This window comes from Clostridium homopropionicum DSM 5847, from assembly GCF_001263795.1.
GTDB classification, from domain to species: domain Bacteria; phylum Bacillota; class Clostridia; order Clostridiales; family Clostridiaceae; genus Clostridium_H; species Clostridium_H homopropionicum.
Window position 1 is genome coordinate 1 of sequence record NZ_LHUR01000033.1, and the last position, 18,329, is coordinate 18,329.

The 18,329-nt window shown below is 31.3% G+C and carries 13 protein-coding genes, 3 tRNA genes and 1 rRNA gene; all 17 read right to left on the reverse strand.

What is annotated here, in order from left to right; translation table 11 throughout:
• Positions 1 to 121, reverse strand: a 16S ribosomal RNA gene (locus CLHOM_RS13815); the annotation flags it as partial.
• Between the two features lie 543 nt (positions 122 to 664).
• A complete protein-coding gene (murD, locus tag CLHOM_RS13820) occupies positions 665 to 2,044 on the reverse strand; it encodes a UDP-N-acetylmuramoyl-L-alanine--D-glutamate ligase (RefSeq protein ID WP_052222283.1) in 1,380 nt (459 codons plus the stop codon).
• Positions 2,045 to 2,393: 349 nt separating this feature from the next.
• Positions 2,394 to 3,785 (reverse strand): glycine--tRNA ligase, encoded by a 1,392-nt coding sequence (locus CLHOM_RS13825; protein ID WP_052222284.1) that lies wholly within the window; start codon positions 3,783 to 3,785, stop codon positions 2,394 to 2,396.
• Between the two features lie 288 nt (positions 3,786 to 4,073).
• Positions 4,074 to 4,148, reverse strand: a tRNA-Asn gene (locus CLHOM_RS13830).
• Positions 4,149 to 4,233: 85 nt separating this feature from the next.
• On the reverse strand, positions 4,234 to 5,766 hold the full coding sequence (lysS, locus tag CLHOM_RS13835) for a lysine--tRNA ligase (protein WP_052222285.1): 1,533 nt from the start codon (positions 5,764 to 5,766) through the stop codon (positions 4,234 to 4,236).
• Positions 5,767 to 5,814: 48 nt separating this feature from the next.
• Complete coding sequence (gene greA, locus CLHOM_RS13840; RefSeq protein ID WP_052222286.1) at positions 5,815 to 6,294, reverse strand: transcription elongation factor GreA; 480 nt, start codon at positions 6,292 to 6,294, stop codon at positions 5,815 to 5,817.
• Positions 6,295 to 6,454: 160 nt separating this feature from the next.
• On the reverse strand, positions 6,455 to 7,291 hold the full coding sequence (locus tag CLHOM_RS13845) for a hypothetical protein (protein WP_052222287.1): 837 nt from the start codon (positions 7,289 to 7,291) through the stop codon (positions 6,455 to 6,457).
• A 77-nt stretch (positions 7,292 to 7,368) separates the two neighbouring features.
• On the reverse strand, positions 7,369 to 8,334 hold the full coding sequence (dusB, locus tag CLHOM_RS13850) for a tRNA dihydrouridine synthase DusB (RefSeq protein WP_052222288.1): 966 nt from the start codon (positions 8,332 to 8,334) through the stop codon (positions 7,369 to 7,371).
• An 8-nt stretch (positions 8,335 to 8,342) separates the two neighbouring features.
• Positions 8,343 to 9,122, reverse strand: coding sequence for a type III pantothenate kinase (locus CLHOM_RS13855; RefSeq protein ID WP_052222289.1), 780 nt, complete (start codon positions 9,120 to 9,122; stop codon positions 8,343 to 8,345).
• Between the two features lie 125 nt (positions 9,123 to 9,247).
• A complete protein-coding gene (locus CLHOM_RS13860; RefSeq protein WP_052222290.1) occupies positions 9,248 to 10,918 on the reverse strand; it encodes a formate--tetrahydrofolate ligase in 1,671 nt (556 codons plus the stop codon).
• 71 nt (positions 10,919 to 10,989) lie between these two features.
• Positions 10,990 to 11,376: a thioesterase family protein gene (locus CLHOM_RS13865; protein ID WP_052222291.1), complete on the reverse strand. Its 387-nt coding sequence runs from the start codon at positions 11,374 to 11,376 to the stop codon at positions 10,990 to 10,992.
• A 163-nt stretch (positions 11,377 to 11,539) separates the two neighbouring features.
• Positions 11,540 to 13,417 carry an ATP-dependent zinc metalloprotease FtsH gene (gene ftsH / locus CLHOM_RS13870; protein ID WP_139205672.1) on the reverse strand — a complete coding sequence of 626 codons (1,878 nt, stop codon included), beginning with the start codon at positions 13,415 to 13,417 and terminating at the stop codon, positions 11,540 to 11,542.
• A gap of 66 nt (positions 13,418 to 13,483) precedes the next feature.
• On the reverse strand, positions 13,484 to 14,023 hold the full coding sequence (hpt, locus tag CLHOM_RS13875) for a hypoxanthine phosphoribosyltransferase (protein WP_052222292.1): 540 nt from the start codon (positions 14,021 to 14,023) through the stop codon (positions 13,484 to 13,486).
• Positions 14,024 to 14,027: 4 nt separating this feature from the next.
• The gene (gene tilS, locus CLHOM_RS13880) at positions 14,028 to 15,419 is read right to left on the reverse strand and encodes a tRNA lysidine(34) synthetase TilS (RefSeq protein WP_052222293.1); all 1,392 of its coding nucleotides are present in this window, start codon (positions 15,417 to 15,419) and stop codon (positions 14,028 to 14,030) included.
• A 119-nt stretch (positions 15,420 to 15,538) separates the two neighbouring features.
• Positions 15,539 to 17,935 carry a stage II sporulation protein E gene (gene spoIIE / locus CLHOM_RS13885; protein WP_052222294.1) on the reverse strand — a complete coding sequence of 799 codons (2,397 nt, stop codon included), beginning with the start codon at positions 17,933 to 17,935 and terminating at the stop codon, positions 15,539 to 15,541.
• Positions 17,936 to 18,149: 214 nt separating this feature from the next.
• A tRNA-Met gene (locus CLHOM_RS13890) sits at positions 18,150 to 18,226 on the reverse strand.
• A 25-nt stretch (positions 18,227 to 18,251) separates the two neighbouring features.
• A tRNA-Met gene (locus tag CLHOM_RS13895) sits at positions 18,252 to 18,327 on the reverse strand.
• Between the last annotated feature and the right edge of the window lie 2 nt (positions 18,328 to 18,329).

Genomic DNA, 18,329 nt, shown 5'->3' on the forward strand with positions numbered 1-18,329 from the left:
GCCCACGTGTTACTCACCCGTCCGCCGCTAGGTTTGTTCCGAAGAACTCCCCTCGCTCGACTTGCATGTGTTAGGCACGCCGCCAGCGTTCGTCCTGAGCCAGGATCAAACTCTCAATTTAAAAGTTAAGCAGAGAGCCCAAATTTATAATTTGGTGCGAATCGCTTAAGCAGATATCTCAAATCTATGATTTGATGATAGTCGCTTACTCTTTGAGCACTCCTCAGCTTCGCTGAGCGAGTTTCCTTCGCTTCTCTATAACTTCATTTTGAGTATCCTTACTCAATTACAGTTATTGACTGGCATTTATTTACCTTAATTCTGTTTAATTTTCAAAGACCATTCGTTTCGCTATCCTCAGACAGCTTATTCAGTATATCAATTTAATTTTTGTTTGTCAACACTTTTTTTATTAATTTCTAATCTCTAGTCTCTAATCTCTACTTTTGCAAAGTTTCCTCTAGTAACTAGCGATTGGTAATTAGAGATTATTTTATATCGCTCTCGTGACGACAAGTAGTATCTTATCAAAACTATTTTATGTTAGTAAAATTCTTATTGTATTTTATATTAAAATAAGTCTTATTTTCTTTAAATTTTTATATATTCCTGTGATTTTCGCATATTGATACTCCAGGAGGAGTATCAATATATAAATGCATTACTACTTAAGATTCATAACAATTTCTTTGTATTTGTTACCTCTGACTTCAAAGTTAGGGAACATATCAAAACTTGCACAAGCCGGAGATAAGGTAACTATATCCCCCTGCTCAGATAATTCCTTTGCTTTATATACTGCTTCTTCCATGTTATCTACAATAACTATTGGAATTTTTATTTTTTTATCTTTCATTATATTTTCAAAAACTATCTTAATTTTTTCTTTAGTAGCTCCCATTAGAATAAGTAATTTTATATGATCGTATCCCTCATCAGCTAGAGGTTCAAAAGGAATATGTTTATCATATCCACCAGCTATTAAAACTACTGGCTTTTCAAAGGATTTTAAACCTGCAACAGTTCTTGTAGGGCTAGAAGCTATGGAATCATTATAGAATTTTACTTCATTTAATTCTCTTACAAATTCACACCTATGTTCTACCCCAGTAAAAGTAATCGCTACATTTCTCATGCTCTCTATAGTTGCATCTTCTGATACGAGACAAAATACTCCAAGCAAGTTCTCTACATTGTGCATTCCTTTGAGTTTAATTTCGTCTAGTTTACAAACCTCAACATTATTAAGCATTAAACTATTATCTTTAAAGTAGGCACCTTCTTTTAACTCTTCTTTCAAACTAAATTGCATTACTCTTCCTTTAGCTTCACTTACAATGGAATTTGTTATTTCATTATCTCTATTTAATACTAAAAGAGAATCTTCATCTTGAAACTTAAAAATATTCTTTTTAGCTTCAATATATTCTTCCATATCTTTATGAACATCTAAATGGTTAGGAGTTATATTAGTTATTAAAGCACACTCTATTGGAAGCTTCATTGTCATAAGTTGAAAACTTGAAAGTTCTAAGACAACTTTATCTTCCTTTTTTATTTCTTCTATTTTAGAAAAAAGAGGGTATCCTATGTTGCCTCCAATCCAAGTTTTATATCCTTGTTTCTCGAGAATATTATATGTTAATGTAGTGGAAGTAGTTTTCCCATCGCTTCCTGTTATAGCAAATATTTTAGCTGGGCAGTATTTTACAAATTCCTCCATCTCCGAAGTAATGTAGCTGCCTTCAGATTTTGCTTTAGCTAAAGCAGGGTTATCTATTCTCATAGATGGTGTCTTAAAAATCACATCGAATCCTTCTAATTTACTTAGGTAATTTTCTCCTAATTCTAATTTGATACCTCTATTAATAAATTTTTCTCCAATTTCCCCTAGATCATTTATATCCTTCTTATCAAAGGCAGTTACTTTAGCTCCAAGTTCAAATAGAAAATCTATTAAGGGTATATTACTTACCCCTATTCCTACAACTGCAACTTTTTTATTTATAATGAATTCTTTAAATTCACTGAAATTTTTTTTCATAATAGAACCTCCAAAAGATTAATTGGAATACCTTCTTAGTCTGTTTTTTTCACTTTTTAAATTATAACACTTTACATAATTTATTGTATATATTTATTAATCTTTTGACCCTACTTTATATTTTAAATTGTTAGAATTTATAAAAAATAAAGACTTCATCATAATCTATTGCATATTTTATTTTACTTATGCTATACTTTCAGCATGTCAAAGAATAAAATTTGATTCCCCAAATTTATTTAGCGACATAACATATCCCCATAATTAAACCTTATTTTCACCGGAAAAAAATTCCGGTGCTTTTTTTATATATAAAAAAGCTGCCGACAAATGGGCAGCTTTTCTTTTACTAAAATTCTATTTTTTCTTCTAAAAACTTTTCTAGTTCATCTATTTTTAATCTTATTTGAGTCATAGTGTCTCTATCTCTTATTGTTACAGTATCATTTTCTAAAGTATCAAAATCAACTGTAATACAGTAAGGAGTACCTATTTCATCTTCTCTTCTATATCTCTTACCAATACTTCCTGCTTCATCATAATCCACATTGAATTTTTTGCTTAACTTTTCATATACTTCTAAAGATTTCTCTGATAGCTTCTTAGATAAAGGTAATATAGCTGCTTTAAAAGGTGCTAACGCTGGATGTAAGTGAAGAACAGTTCTAACTTCTCCACCCTCAAGCTCTTCTTCGTCATATGCATTAACTAAAAATGCAAGGGCAACTCTATCTGCTCCAAGAGATGGTTCTATAACATAAGGTACATATTTTTCATTTGTATTAGGATCTAAATAGCTTAAATCCTGTCCTGAATGCTCCATATGTTGTTTCAAATCATAATCAGTTCTATCAGCTATTCCCCAAAGTTCTCCCCATCCAAACGGGAATAAGAATTCTATATCAGAGGTCGCATTACTATAGAAAGATAATTCTTCTTCTCCATGATCTCTAAATCTTAGATTTGATTCATTAACTCCTAAATTTAACAAGAATTTCCAGCTGTAATCCTTCCAATATTTGAACCACTCAAGATCAGTACCTGGTTCACAGAAGAATTCTAATTCCATTTGCTCAAATTCTCTAGTTCTAAAGGTAAAATTTCCTGGAGTTATTTCATTTCTAAAAGATTTTCCTATCTGTCCAATACCAAAAGGAACTTTCTTTCTAGATGTTCTTTGAACATTTTTAAAGTTTATAAATATACCTTGGGCTGTTTCTGGTCTTAAGTATATTTCAGCAGAGGAATCCTCAGTTACTCCTTGGAATGTTTTAAACATAAGATTAAATCTTCTAATATCTGTGTAATTTAATTTTCCACATTTAGGACACACTATATTGTTTTCATTTATATATTTTAATAGTTCTTCATTACTCCACCCGTCTGCACTTACATCATCTATTCCCTTTGAAGCCATATGTTCTTCAACAATTTTATCTGCTCTAAATCTAGCTTTACATTCTTTGCAATCCATAAGTGGATCTGAAAAACCTCCTACGTGACCTGATGCAACCCAAACTTCTCTATTCATAAGTATGCTTGAATCAAGTCCTACATTGTAAGGGCTTTGTTGAATAAATCTTTTCCACCAAGCTTTTTTTACATTGTTTTTAAATTCTACTCCTAGAGGGCCATAGTCCCAAGAATTTGCTAATCCGCCATATATCTCAGATCCTTGAAATATAAAACCTCTTCCTTTGCAAAGAGCAACCACTTTATCCATAGTTTTTTCAAAACTCATTTTTATTACCTCCTAAAATAATTTTGAAAATAAAAAAAGACCTAACTTTACCTAAAAGGGACGAAATTAAAATTCCGCGGTTCCACCCTTCTTGGCAATTAGCCCTCCTTATAAAAATGTGCACTCAAAAGCTCCCTTCATAATAAACCTTTAGTTGTTTTCACCATTCACAACCTCTCTAAAAAAGACTTACTACTAATCTTCTTTTTCATAATGCATTTTAAGTTTTCTTAAAAGTATTTTATCAAAATATAATCACATGTCAAGAAATTTTTCAAAAAAATAAAATGGCTCCGCGAAAAGGATTCGAACCTTCAACCTATCGGTTAACAGCCGAGTGCTCCACCGTTGAGCTATCGCGGAATAATATTACAATAACATTATATCAGTTTTATAATAAAATGCAACACTTCATTGTAAAACTGATATAATTTTTATTGTTTTTTTATTATTTTGTAGGCTTCATTGTTGGGAATAGTATAACATCCCTAATAGAACGAGAATCGGTTAAGAACATTATTAATCTATCTATTCCTATTCCAAGTCCTCCTGTTGGAGGCATACCTATTTCTAAGGAATTAATAAAGTCCTCATCCATCATGTAAGCTTCATCGTCTCCTAGTTCTCTTTCTCTAAGCTGCTGCATAAATCTATCCTTTTGAATAATAGGATCATTTAATTCAGAGTAAGCATTACATACTTCTCTTCCATAAATAAATCCTTCAAATCTTTCAGTTAATTCTGCATCGCCTCTTTTACCCTTTGTAAGAGGTGAGTTTTCTACAGGATAATCACATACAAAGGTAGGTTGTATCAATTTATCTTCTCCGAATTCTTCAAATAAAGCTACTAGAATATCCCCCTTTGAACAATCCTTAAGCTCTTTTTTAAGTTCTACTCCCTTAGCTTTAGCAATTTCTCTAGCTTCCTCGTCTGTCTTAACTTCATTGAAATCCACGCCAGCATATTCTTTAACAGCGTCAACCATTGTTACTCTTCTCCATGGTGGAGTAAAGTCTATTTCTGTACCTTCGTACATAACTTTAGTTGTACCATTAACCTTCTCACATACATAAGCTATCATATTTTCTGTAATTTCCATCATGTCATTATAATCAGCATAAGCTTCATATAACTCCATAGCTGTAAATTCTGGATTATGTCTTATATCAATTCCTTCATTTCTGAAGTTTTTACCTATTTCATATACTCTTTCAAAGCCACCAACTATAAGTCTCTTTAGGTAAAGTTCTGTAGCAATTCTAAGATACATATCGATATCTAAAGCATTATGATGAGTTATAAATGGTTTTGCAGCAGCACCACCAGCAATAGGAGAAAGTATAGGAGTCTCAACTTCTAAGAAGTCCCTATTATCTAAAAATTCTCTTATAGCCTTTATAATTGCTGTTCTCTTTATAAAAGTTTCTTTTACTTCTTCATTCATAATTAAGTCTACATATCTTTGTCTATATCTTAAATCTGGGTCTTTTAGTCCGTGGAATTTTTCAGGTAGCGGCTTTAAAGATTTAGTTAAAAGTTCAAAATCTAAAATATGTACAGAAACTTCTCCTGTTTTTGTTTTAAATACATTACCTGTTATAGATACAAAGTCACCTATATCAAAGGTTTTATATTCTTTTAGCTTTTCTTCTCCCACATCATCTACTTTAATATATAACTGTATTTTGCCACATCTATCATGTATATCAGAAAATCCAGCTTTACCATGAACTCTTTTTGACATTAATCTTCCAGCTACAGTAACTTGTTTTCCTTCAAGCTCATCATAACGCTCTTTAATATCCTTTGATGAATGTGTTCTCTCAACTTTATATACATCGAACGGATCTTTGCCTGCTTCTTGAAGATTAGTTAACTTCTGTCTTCTTTCTTTAATTAAGGCATTAAATTCCTGTTCTTGCTTTTCTTCTAATTTTTTTTGCTTTATCTCTTCCTTAGTCAATTGCTTTTCTGACATAAGTGCATCCCTCCATTTATTCAGTTGTACCCTCTTTATCTAACTACTTTATACTCTTATTTCTAATATTTCAAACTTACTTACTCCATCTGGCACTGGAACATCAACAACATCCCCTACCTTTTTGCCAATTAAAGCTTTTCCTACAGGAGATTCGTTTGATATTTTCCCTTTAATTGGATCCGCCTCTGCAGAACCTACTATATGAAAATCAACGATTTCATCAAAATCATAATCTTTTACCTTTACTATAGAACCAACACTTACACTCTCTAAAGATATTTCACTTTCGTCAACTACATTAGCATTTCTAAGTGTATTTTCAAGCTGAACTATTCTACCTTCTACAAAGGCTTGTTCGTTCTTGGCTTCATCATATTCTGAGTTTTCACTTAAATCTCCATATGAAAGAGCAACTTTGATCTTCTCAGTTATTTCTCTTCTTTTTATTGTTTTAAGATATTCTAACTCATCTTCTAATTTCTTTACACCTTCTGCAGTCATTATAAACTTTTTTGAATCGCTCATGTTTTACTCCCCTTTGAATATATTTTATTTGAATATGCTTTTTTAAATTAAATTATTTCTGGTTTCAAAGTTATTTAAGTTATTATAAAACAGTAGTATTTCAATGTCAACACGGTCATCCTTTTTTTCCCATGTTCATCTTATATAATTCTTTTATAAATTATAAGTTTCTAAAACTTTCAAATTTAGCATCCTTTAGTAATATACCATTGTTATAAAGGAATTGATCAATTTGTTCTTTTTCCTTATACTTATAATTATTAAATATACCTCCTAGCAACTCTGAAGTTATTTCTAAATCATCAAAGTTCCAAGGAGTTGTATATGTAACCTTGTTTACAACTATATCCTTTCTTTCTTTCGGTATATACATATTATCAAGGCACCATAAAGGACATTCAACTAAACACTCCAATGGCTTTGATGAAATAATGAAATCCGAATGCTTAGAGACATATTTTATATCATCTGTAATAATTGGTGAAACGCCATAATCTCTAGTTATATGATCACATAATTCCCTATTTTCCCTCATATTATTCGATACTAATATAAGGCATTTGCTATTTTTGCATAATTCTAAAACTATATACTTATTTATAATATCTGTTGAATCATATACTGCTATATAATTTTTTCTTATACTCTTGTTTCTAGTTCTAAGGAGTAATTGTATACTTTTTACAACGCTGTATGCAAGGAATCTTTTTTGAAACTCAGTGTAAAAATTATAGTCTAAAAATCTATTAGTGCTAAGTGCCATAGTTGATATATTATAATTATTATTAAATTTTTTTCTAATCTTATTAATATTTCTTTTAAATGCCTGTTCATTAAAATTAGGCGGCAATTTTACTTTGTATATAACAGTATCCAAGTCACTTATGTAACTTTTACCTTCAAAACTTCTATAAAAATTATCCTTTAGTCTTCCTAAAAAAGTATTACTTTTATATGCTTTATCCAAAATTGCATCCACATATAAAACCTTATTCATTTATTGCACCTATTTTATTGTTCTTAAAATAGTCTATTCTATAGTTTTACAATAAATTACTAATATTAAATCTAATTTTACTGTAAGTAATTTTTATATTCATTTAATATTTTTATAACCTCTTCACTTTTCTTTGCCGAATTAACCTTATCTTTAATACTTGTGCAGTTTTTAATTCCTTTTATATACCACGCAATATGTTTTCTCATTTCTCTTACTGCTCTATCTTCTTCAAAATAATGAGTTGCAAGATTTAAGTGTCTTATGCTCATTTCAATTTTTTCTTCATCGCTTGGGTAAGTTATTTCTTTCCCCATTAGAAGATCATTTATTTGTTTAAAAATCCAAGGATTTCCCATAGCCCCTCTAGCTATCATAATTCCATCACATTTACTAATCTGAGCTAACCTTAAAGCGTCTTCTGGGCAAAAAACATCCCCATTGCCTATAACAGGAACTTTGACACTTTCTTTAACTCTTTTTATGATATCCCAATCAGCTTTTCCTTCATACATTTGAGCTCTTGTTCTACCATGAATGGTAATTGCGTCCACACCAGCTTGTTCCATTTCCTTTGCAAATTCAACTGCATTTATGTCCATATCATCGAAGCCTTTTCTGAATTTTACAGTAACTGGCTTAGTAGAGACCTTTTTCATTTCTCTTACTATTTCAGCTGCTAATTTAGGATTTTTCATAAGAGCGGAACCCTCTCCATTTTTAACTATTTTAGGTGCAGGGCATCCCATATTAATGTCAATTAAACATATATCCTGATTACTATTAAAACCTTCTACAGCCTTTGCCATTATTAAAGGTTCTTTACCAAAAATTTGGACTGCCACTGGTTTTTCTTCGTTACTCAATTTAAGTAATTGTTTTGTATTATTATTTTGATGATAAATGGCTTTTGCACTTACCATTTCTGTATAAACTAACCCACAGCCTGCTTCTTTGCATAGTCCCCTAAAGGCTATGTCTGTTACTCCAGCCATTGGTGCTAAAAATACATTATTGCTAAAATCTAAATTGGCTATTTTCATTAAAATCCCTACTCTTTATTTTTTTCATATATAATTCTTAGTCCTTCTAAGGTTAAAAATGGGTTAACCTCATCAATAGTTGCAGATTCTTGGAATATTAACCCTGCAAGTCCTCCTGTAGCTATTACATATGGATCTTCTTCACCAAAGCTCTTCATTTCTTCTTTCATCTTAGTAACTATGTAATCAACTTGCCCAATATATCCATAAACTATACCTGATTGCATACTTGATACAGTATTTTTACAAATTATATGAGAAGGCTTTATAAGTTCTATTCTAGGCAGCTTTGCAGCTTTTTCAAAAAGAGCATCTGCAGAAATTTTTATTCCTGGACAAATAGCTCCACCAAGATAGTCTCCTTTCTTAGTTACTGCACAATAAGTAGTCGCTGTTCCAAAGTCAATTATAATTAATGGCTTCTTATATATATCATGAGCGGCAACAGCATTTACTATTCTATCTGCTCCAACAGACTTTGGATTATCATATTTTATATTTATACCTGTTTTTACTCCCGGCCCTACAACAATAGGATTTACTTTGAAATATTTACGAATCATATGTTCAATAGAATACATTATGTTTGGTACTACTGAAGAAATTATAACTCCTTCTATTTCTTTTACGTCTATTTTGTTATGATTAAATAATTCCAGTACTTGTATTCCATACTCATCTGCCGTTCTTTTCGAGTCAGTTCCTATTCTACATTCTACAATTAATTCTTTCTCTTTGAATATACCTAGTACAATATTTGTATTTCCTGCATCTAGAACAAATATCACGATAATACACTCCTTATAAAATTATAAGAGCAGCTTATCACTGCTCTTTTAAGTTAAGTAAAATAAACATCCTAATGACAATTTAATTTTAACAACTAGTGATGATTTGTCAAGTAAAAGTTAGTTTAGAATAGACCTACTATTACTCCATCCTCTAAAATATCCATTTTATTAGCTGCAGGAACTTTAGGAAGTCCAGGCATTGTCATTATATCTCCTGTTAAAACAACAATAAACCCAGCTCCATTTGACACTCTAACTTCTCTAACACTTACTTTAAATCCACTTGGTTTTCCTAAAAGAGATGGATTATCCGATAGGGAATATTGAGTTTTAGCTACGCATATTGGCACTTTGTCTAATCCCAATCTCTCTATCTCAATAATTTGTTTTTCAGCATTATTATCATATTGTACTCCATCAGCTCCATAAATTTCTCTTGCAACAGTTTCTATTTTTTCCTTTATAGATAATTCTTTTTCATATAAGCATTTAAAATTGCTCTTCTCAGTTTCTAAAACTGATAAAACATTATGTGCAAGTTCAATACCGCCTTCTCCGCCTTTTTCCCAAACTTCTGTTAGTGCTACTTTTACGCCTAGTTTATTGCAATAATCTTCTATTACTTTTACTTCTTCATCACTATCAGTAATAAATTTATTTATTGCTACAACAACTGGAACTCCGTATTTTTTAATATTTTCTACTTGCTTTTCTAGATTTCCTATACCCTTTTCCAGTTTTTCTACATCGGGTACAGAAAGTTCATTTTTCAATGCTCCACCATGATGTTTCAAAGCTCTGATAGTAGCAACTATAACTACACAATCAGGCTTTAATTCTCCATATCGACATTTTATATCAAGAAATTTTTCTGCACCTAAATCTGCGCCGAAACCAGCCTCAGTTACTACATAATCTCCAAGCTTTAAAGCTACTTTTGTAGCCAATATACTGTTACATCCATGAGCAATATTAGCAAAAGGTCCACCATGTATTATAGCAGGGGTATTTTCTAAAGTTTGAACAAGATTTGGCTTAATAGCATCCTTCATTAATAATGCCATAGCTCCTTGTACACCTAAGTCCTTACAGTAAACAGGTCCACCCTCTAAATTATAGGCTACTAATATATTACCCATTCTTTCTTTTAAATCCATCAAACTATTAGATAGGCAAAGAATTGCCATGATCTCAGATGCTACTGTAATCATGAAGCCATCCTCTCTTAAGAATCCATTTGCCTTTCCACCCATTCCGACAACAATATTACGTAGAGCTCTGTCATTCATATCCATTACTCTTCTAAATATAATTCTTCTTGAATCTATTTTAAGCTCGTTTCCTTGGTGTATATGATTATCTATAGCAGCAGCTAATAGATTGTTAGCTGAAGTAATAGCATGCATATCCCCAGTAAAATGTAGATTTATATCTTCCATTGGAACTACTTGAGAATAACCGCCTCCAGCTGCACCGCCTTTTACTCCAAAAACTGGTCCTAAAGAAGGTTCTCTTAAAGCTATTACAGCATTTTTGTTTAATTTGCACAAAGCCTGTCCAAGTCCTACTGTAACTGTTGATTTTCCTTCTCCTGCTGGTGTCGGATTTATAGCTGTAACTAATATTAACTTCCCATCTTTATTCTCTTTTTTCTTGTCCAATATGTCTAAGGATAGCTTACATTTATATTTTCCATAAAGTTCTATATCATCCTCATCAAGACCTAACTTCTCAGCTATGTTTACTATTTTCTCCATTTTAGCACTTTGTGCTATTTCAATATCACTTTTCAATGAATTTCACCCCTTAATAAAAACTAACAGGAATACGGATTCCTTAGCGAAAACGTCTTCCTGCTCAATTGTTATTTTTGAATTTTGCTCATAAAATCTTTGCTATTTATTATATACCTGTAGTGAGTAGCTTCACCAATTTTACCAACTTCATCAAAGGCTTCTATTTCAAAAAGTAGTTTTTTCCCTTCTACTTTTTTTAGAATAGATTCACATTTTACTTTCATTCCTATCGGAGTTGCTTTAATATGTTTTACGTTTATTTCTATTCCTACAGTCGCATATCCTTCTGGAAGATCATCTTTAATACTAGTTTGAGCTGTATTTTCCATCAATGCAACCATTGCAGGAGTAGCATATACATCAGCTAATCCTGATCCTATTTTGCTTGCAGAATGCTCATCAGCTACAACAAGTTCCATAGTTCCTTTTGTTCCTTCGTGTACATTAAAATCCATACTTTCACCCCTTTTTAATAATTTGACTTCATTTACTACAATATTCTGCACATAAACCACGAAAATTATTAAATTATTTCATCTTAATATCCATAATTATAAATAAAAAAATACAAAAAGTATAGAGCTTTTAACAAACTCTATACTTATTATATTTATAAATTTATATTTCTTCTTTTTTCTCTAAAGTCAAGTCTTCTGAAGGATTTGAATCCTCTATTTTCTTTCCTTCTACTATTGCTTTAAACTCATCAGCTCCTATTTTCTCTTTTTCTAGTAAGGTATTAGCAACTTCATGAAGTATGTCGATATGTTCATTTAATATTTTTTCAGCTTTATCATAAGCTTCTTCTACTAGAGCCTTTACTTCTTGATCTATTACAGATGCAATTTCTTCACTGTAGTTTTTAGATTTATTAATATCTCTTCCTAAAAATACTTCGTCATGACCTGTTCCAAAGGTTATAGTTCCTAACTTTTTGCTCATTCCATATTCCATAACCATTTTTCTTGCAATTGTAGAAACTCTCATTATATCATTAGAAGCTCCTGTACTTATATCTCCTAAAACTAATTGTTCTGCAACTCTTCCTCCTAGAAGACCTACCATCTCATCCTTAAGCTTAGACCTAGAAGTATATGATGCATCCTTTTCAGGAAGATGCATTGTGTATCCACCTGCCATACCTCTTGGAATTATGCTTATTTCATGTACTGGATCTGCATGAGGAGAGAATTTCATAACGATAGCGTGCCCAGCTTCATGATATGCTGTAAGCTTTCTATCCTCTTCATCCACAACTCTGCTCTTCTTTTCTGGTCCAGCTATTACTCTTGTTACTGCCTCTTCAAGCTCTTCCATTCCTATTAGTTTTTTATTGTTTCTTACTGCTAAAAGAGCAGCTTCATTCATTAAATTTTCTAAGTCAGCACCTACAAATCCTGGTGTTCTCTTAGCTAAAACTTTAAGATTTACCTCTTCTGCTAAAGGTTTGTTTTTTACATGAACCTTAAGTATCTCTTCTCTTCCTTTTACATCTGGTGAACCTACTAGTATTTGTCTATCAAATCTTCCTGGTCTTAAAAGAGCTCTATCTAATATATCAGGCCTATTTGTTGCAGCAACTAGGATTATACCTTCATTCACTCCAAAGCCATCCATTTCAACTAGCAATTGATTTAAAGTTTGTTCTCTTTCGTCGTGTCCTCCACCAAGTCCAGCTCCTCTTTGTCTTCCAACTGCATCTATTTCATCTATAAATATAATACATGGTGAGTTTTTCTTTGCTTGCTCGAATAAATCTCTTACTCTTGAAGCACCTACTCCTACGAACATTTCAACAAAGTCTGAACCTGATATACTGAAAAATGGTACTCCTGCTTCCCCGGCAATTGCTTTTGCAAGTAGAGTCTTACCTGTTCCTGGAGGACCCACAAGAAGTATTCCCTTAGGAATTCTAGCTCCCATATCTAAATATCTCTTAGGATTCTTTAAGAAATCTACTATTTCTTCAAGTTCAGCCTTTTCTTCATCAGCACCAGCTACCTCCTTAAAGGTAATTTTTTGCTTATCAGGGTTAGCTAATTTTGCTCTACTTTTTCCAAAATTCATTACTCCTCTACTGCCACCGCCGCCTTGTGATTGCTGCATAAACATAAACCAGAATCCAACAAGCATTAGTATAAGAACAATTGTTGGAAGCCAGTTAACCCAAATTGGTACAGATGTTGGAGGCTCAAACCTTACATCTACTGAAGAGTTAGGATTTTTAATTAGTAAATCATCTATTAATAATCCTTCAGGAGCAATTGTCTCAAATTGCGTTTTATCTTTAAGTTCTCCTATTACGGTTCTTCTATCTTGCTTTACTTGTATTCTTGATATATTATTTTCTACCCAATATTTTTTAAACTGATCGTATGAAATTGTAGTTACATTTTTATTAGTTTCAACTAACGCCAATGCTGCCAATACTACAACTATTAATACGATAATCCAGGCTGTTGCACTCGAAACCTTTTTCACATCAAAGCCCCCCATCTCTTTCTAGTAGTTTTATTTTTGATTTTATCATATCAATTTTTCCTTTACAATATTAGTAGTTATTTATTTTTTGTAAACACACTCTTTCAAAATCCCGATATAAGGAAGATTTCTGTATTTTTCAGCATAATCAAGACCATATCCTACCAAGAAATAGTTAGGAACTTCGAATCCTAAATATTTAACATCAATTTCCACAGCTCTTCTCTCAGGCTTATTTAATAAACAAGCTATTTCAACACTTTTAGGATTTTTTGATGCCAAATATTTTTTAAGATATTTTAATGTAGTTCCTGAGTCAACTATATCTTCAATGATAAGTATATCCTTATTTTCAATTTCAAAATCCAAATCTTTTAATATTCTTACAATCCCTGAGCTTTCTGTCGAGTTTCCATAGCTAGATACAGCCATAAAATCCATGCTGCAAGGTATTTCTATTCTTTTCATAAGATCTGCCATAAATGGAACAGAACCTTTAAGCACTCCTACTAAAATTAAATCTTTTCCTTGATAATCCTTACTTATTTGATTACCCATTTCTTGTATTCTCTGTTTTATCTCTTCTTCACTTAACAGAATTCTTTCCATGTCATTTAGCATTATATTATTCCTCTCTTTCAATTATTATTTGCAATATGTTTTTAGTATAAGTATCAACCTTGAATTTATCACTTATTCTATACCCAATAACCCATGCAATTTCATCATTAAACGTAATTAATGGCACTATATCTCTTTCATCTTTTGGAATTTTCAAATCTATAAATAAATCTTTAAGTTTTTTACTGCCTTTCATTCCAATTGGAGTAAATCTATCACCATTTTTTCTATGTCTTAGCTTTATTTCTCCATGTATTTTGTCATAATCAAAATACTTTACTAAGGTCTTATCTTTTAAGTTAAATTTTTTATTATTCTCTATAATTTTCAAATCTACAATTAGATTATAATTCTTTATTGTTACTTTTTCATTTACTTTTAATATGTACTGATCTTCTTCATAAACAATGGCTTTTTTCTCTATAACAGAGGTAATTTGAATATCCCCGTAATCATTTATTACTCTTACTTTTTGAGGTAAAGCAATGTTTTTTCCAGTTTCTCCCTTCTGAAGGTTTATAATATCCTGAATATGATTTTTATCAAAATTATATAAGTTTCCTTTAATTTCTCTTAACGCCATTCTCAAAAGTCTTACTAATACAGCTTCATGCTGCTTAAAAGCATCTTTTATAATTATAACCTTCTCCTTATTTTTATTACAGTATTTTTTGTAAGCTTCTACTGATACGTTATTAATATATTCATTATCTACTCTAACAATGCTTGCAAGTCTATTTAAGCTATCAATAATATCCGGATTAAAATTGTTCTGAATATATGGAATTAGCTCCAGCCTGATTTTATTTCTAGCATAAATGCTTTCTAAATTAGTTTTATCTATTCTTGGATTTAAATTGTTTTTCTGACAGTACTCTTCTATTTCTTTTCTTGTAACATCCAAAATAGGCCTAACATATATATTATCCCGCACAGCCTTAATTCCCTCAAGTCCGTCTAGCCCAGTTCCTCTTATTATTCTCATAAGGACAGTTTCTCCTTGATCATTTGAGTTATGAGCAATAGCAATCTTCTGGGCATTTATTCGCCCTAATAATTGTAAAAAGAATTTATATCGCACCTCACGCCCTGCCATCTCACAAGAAATGCCTCTTTCCTTGGAAATCTCATGAACATTTTCTCTCAATACAAAACATTCTATACCAATTCCACGGCAAAATTCCTTTACATAACTTTCATCCTCATCTGCATCTTTTCCCCTTAAGCAGTGGTTTACATGAGCTGCTACCAATATTATGCCTAAAGATTCCCTTATGTCATTCAATATATGTAGTAAGCAAATAGAATCCGGACCTCCCGACACAGCAACTATAACCTTATCACCCGGCTGAAACATATTATTAGCCTTTATTGTATTGATTACCTTATCTACCAAAAATAACACTCCTATAGAATTATATATCAAATATTATAACATAAATATAGGCTATGTTTGCATTATATACTTATATTATTTTCATATAAGCATATTTTGTAAACATAGCCTCTTAAATCTTAATAAAGGCTATATACCTTTGATACAATAACTGTCATATCATCCTTTGCTTTGCCACCACTTAACTCCTTTGCTCTAGTTACAATACTATCTGCCAGTTCCTTTGGATTTGATATTTTACTTTCTTTTAAATATTCTAAAAGCCAATCTAATTTCCCTGTATTTTGATTATCATAATCCAGTACTCCATCACTTAACATTATTATTATATCTCCATTTTTAATTTTTTTATTTATTACATCTACATCAACCTTATCAAGAACACCAAAAGGTAAAGTTTTGGAATTTATTACCTGCACTTGATTTCCTGATTTAATAAAGCTTGCCACAGCTCCTACCTTCATGAAGCTAATTTCTCCTGTATACAAGTCAAGACTGTTTAAATCAAGGGTTGAAAACTTTTCATATTCACAAAATTTTAAAGACATTATTGAATTGACTGTATTTATAGCAGTTACTTTACTTAAACCTGCCTTTGTAAACTTTTCTACTAGTTCAACCGCTGCTTTACTTTCTTGTCCAGCTCTAGGACCTGATCCCATGCCATCACTTATTATAGACAAATAACTGCCATCTCCAAGTTTTCCGAAACTATAATTATCCCCATTGTATTTTTCTCCATGCTTACATTGCCTTGAGGCATAAGAAGCTACATAATATTTAGGTGTTTCCTCAAAAACCACTTGGCAAATTGATGTTTTAGGGTCAATTATACATCCCTCATCACTAATGCACATTTGCTTTCCTGTGGCTTCATTAATTAATGGAAGTATAGTTTTAACACAAAGCTGTGACCCTCCGCAAGCTTCAAGGAACAATTTCACAACTTCTCTTTCATTTTTATCCTTAAAACAAAATACATCCTTGTATTTTAGATTTTTCTTCTCTAAAATTTTTCTTACATTTCTTTCTGTATCACTACTTAATTTTATGTTAGAATTAAACTCCGCCATAACCTCCTTTAAAGACTCTCCCATATTATTTATTTGACCAGCTAAAACTTCCCTTCCCTCACTTAATCTCTTTCTCCACATTTCATTTATTACGTAGTTATTAACTATCTCTTCTGTGCTCTTTAATAAAAGTGTTCTTTTTATACATTTTCTTTCTATCTCATGAGGCATTTTTTCTTTTTTACCATTCTCATGACTTTGTATCAGTTCAGAAAAAGCGATATATGTATAATAAGCTTCTTTCTTCCAGCACATTGAATTCATGTTGCACCCGCTGCAAACTCTATCGGCTAAATTTTCAACTAAAGCTAAGCTTTTATTCTTCATAACTAGCTTATCATTATCAGCAAGATTTCTTAAAGTATCAGATATGTTAAATAATATCTGTGAGAAATTATCTAATCTCTTTAAAAGCATTTCTTTTATTTTATCAACATAATCTCCATTAAGATACTCCTGCTTTTTTTCCCAATCTAATTCTAAGTTTAGCTTATCATATACTTTATTAGGAATTGACAGAAATATTAACACTGCAAAGCACATTTCTATTAACTTGAATTCTATACTGATATTAGAATATAGCTTTAATATAATAAATCCTGTAATATACGTAAAAGCCGTAATAAGTTTTCCACTATCTTTAAAAATACCCGCAATTAATCCACATAATCCGTATACTCCTACAAACATTAATATATTATTTGAGGATACCCCTATGATAGCTCCAATAGCAATTCCACTTGCAGCCCCCACACTTGCACCATTTATGTAACTTATTATTAATATAAAGCATAATCCCAATATGTTTCTCAAGGAAATATCATATATGCTTATACCCCAAGTACCTGATAGTATTAGTGAAATTAAAATTGAAAGACTTATTATTTCTTCGCTTGAATATAAATGTTTTGTGTTAAATTCTTTTATGCATATTAAGGAACGTTCTAGAATAAAATATAAAGATATTATACATATCATTTGAAGAAAAACTGTTAAAAATGCTATTTTAAAGCTTAGACTTCTTATAAAAAATTCACTTAATAGTAATTCTATAAAAACTATACTAAATATAAAAGTAAGTATAAGCTTTTTAGATTTTCTGCTTAATAAATAGCTTATTGCAGTAATACTTCCAATACATATTAGGTATCCGGGCAGATTGCTAATTTTGTTATATATAGATATGTATCCAAGAAAGCACCCGCCCGAGATAGCTATAATGTATTCATCCTTGAATAATACCATTACAATTAAAAAAGCTATACCAAAAGGTGCTGTAGTATTATCTAGATTCAACAATAACACTCTACTAATAAATACACCTACAATGGAATATCCTATGTTCTTTAAGATCCACATATGTTGCAACTGTTTTTCCATTATATTATCATCACTGATTTTACCTTTTCTCTTATATGTAGATATTCCAGCTCCATATTGCATATAAATCACCTCCGAATTTAGTAATAACTATATAAAATTATATCAGAGGCTTATGGAAATAATTGTCATTTAATAATTCTCTTTACATTTTTCGTAAGACATATATCATAAATTTAATTCAAATTTTTACCGCTAGCGATTTTTTTCTACTTCAATGTATAATTTCCAGTTAAAATAGAAAACACCATGAAATAAATTTCATGGTGTTTTTATCTGGTAGCGGAAATAGGACTTGAACCTACGACACTTCGGGTATGAACCGAATGCTCTAGCCAACTGAGCTATTCCGCCATAATTTATATTCATCAAAAAAAAATGGTTGCGGGGACAGGACTTGAACCTGCGACCTTCGGGTTATGAGCCCGACGAGCTGCCAACTGCTCCACCCCGCGAT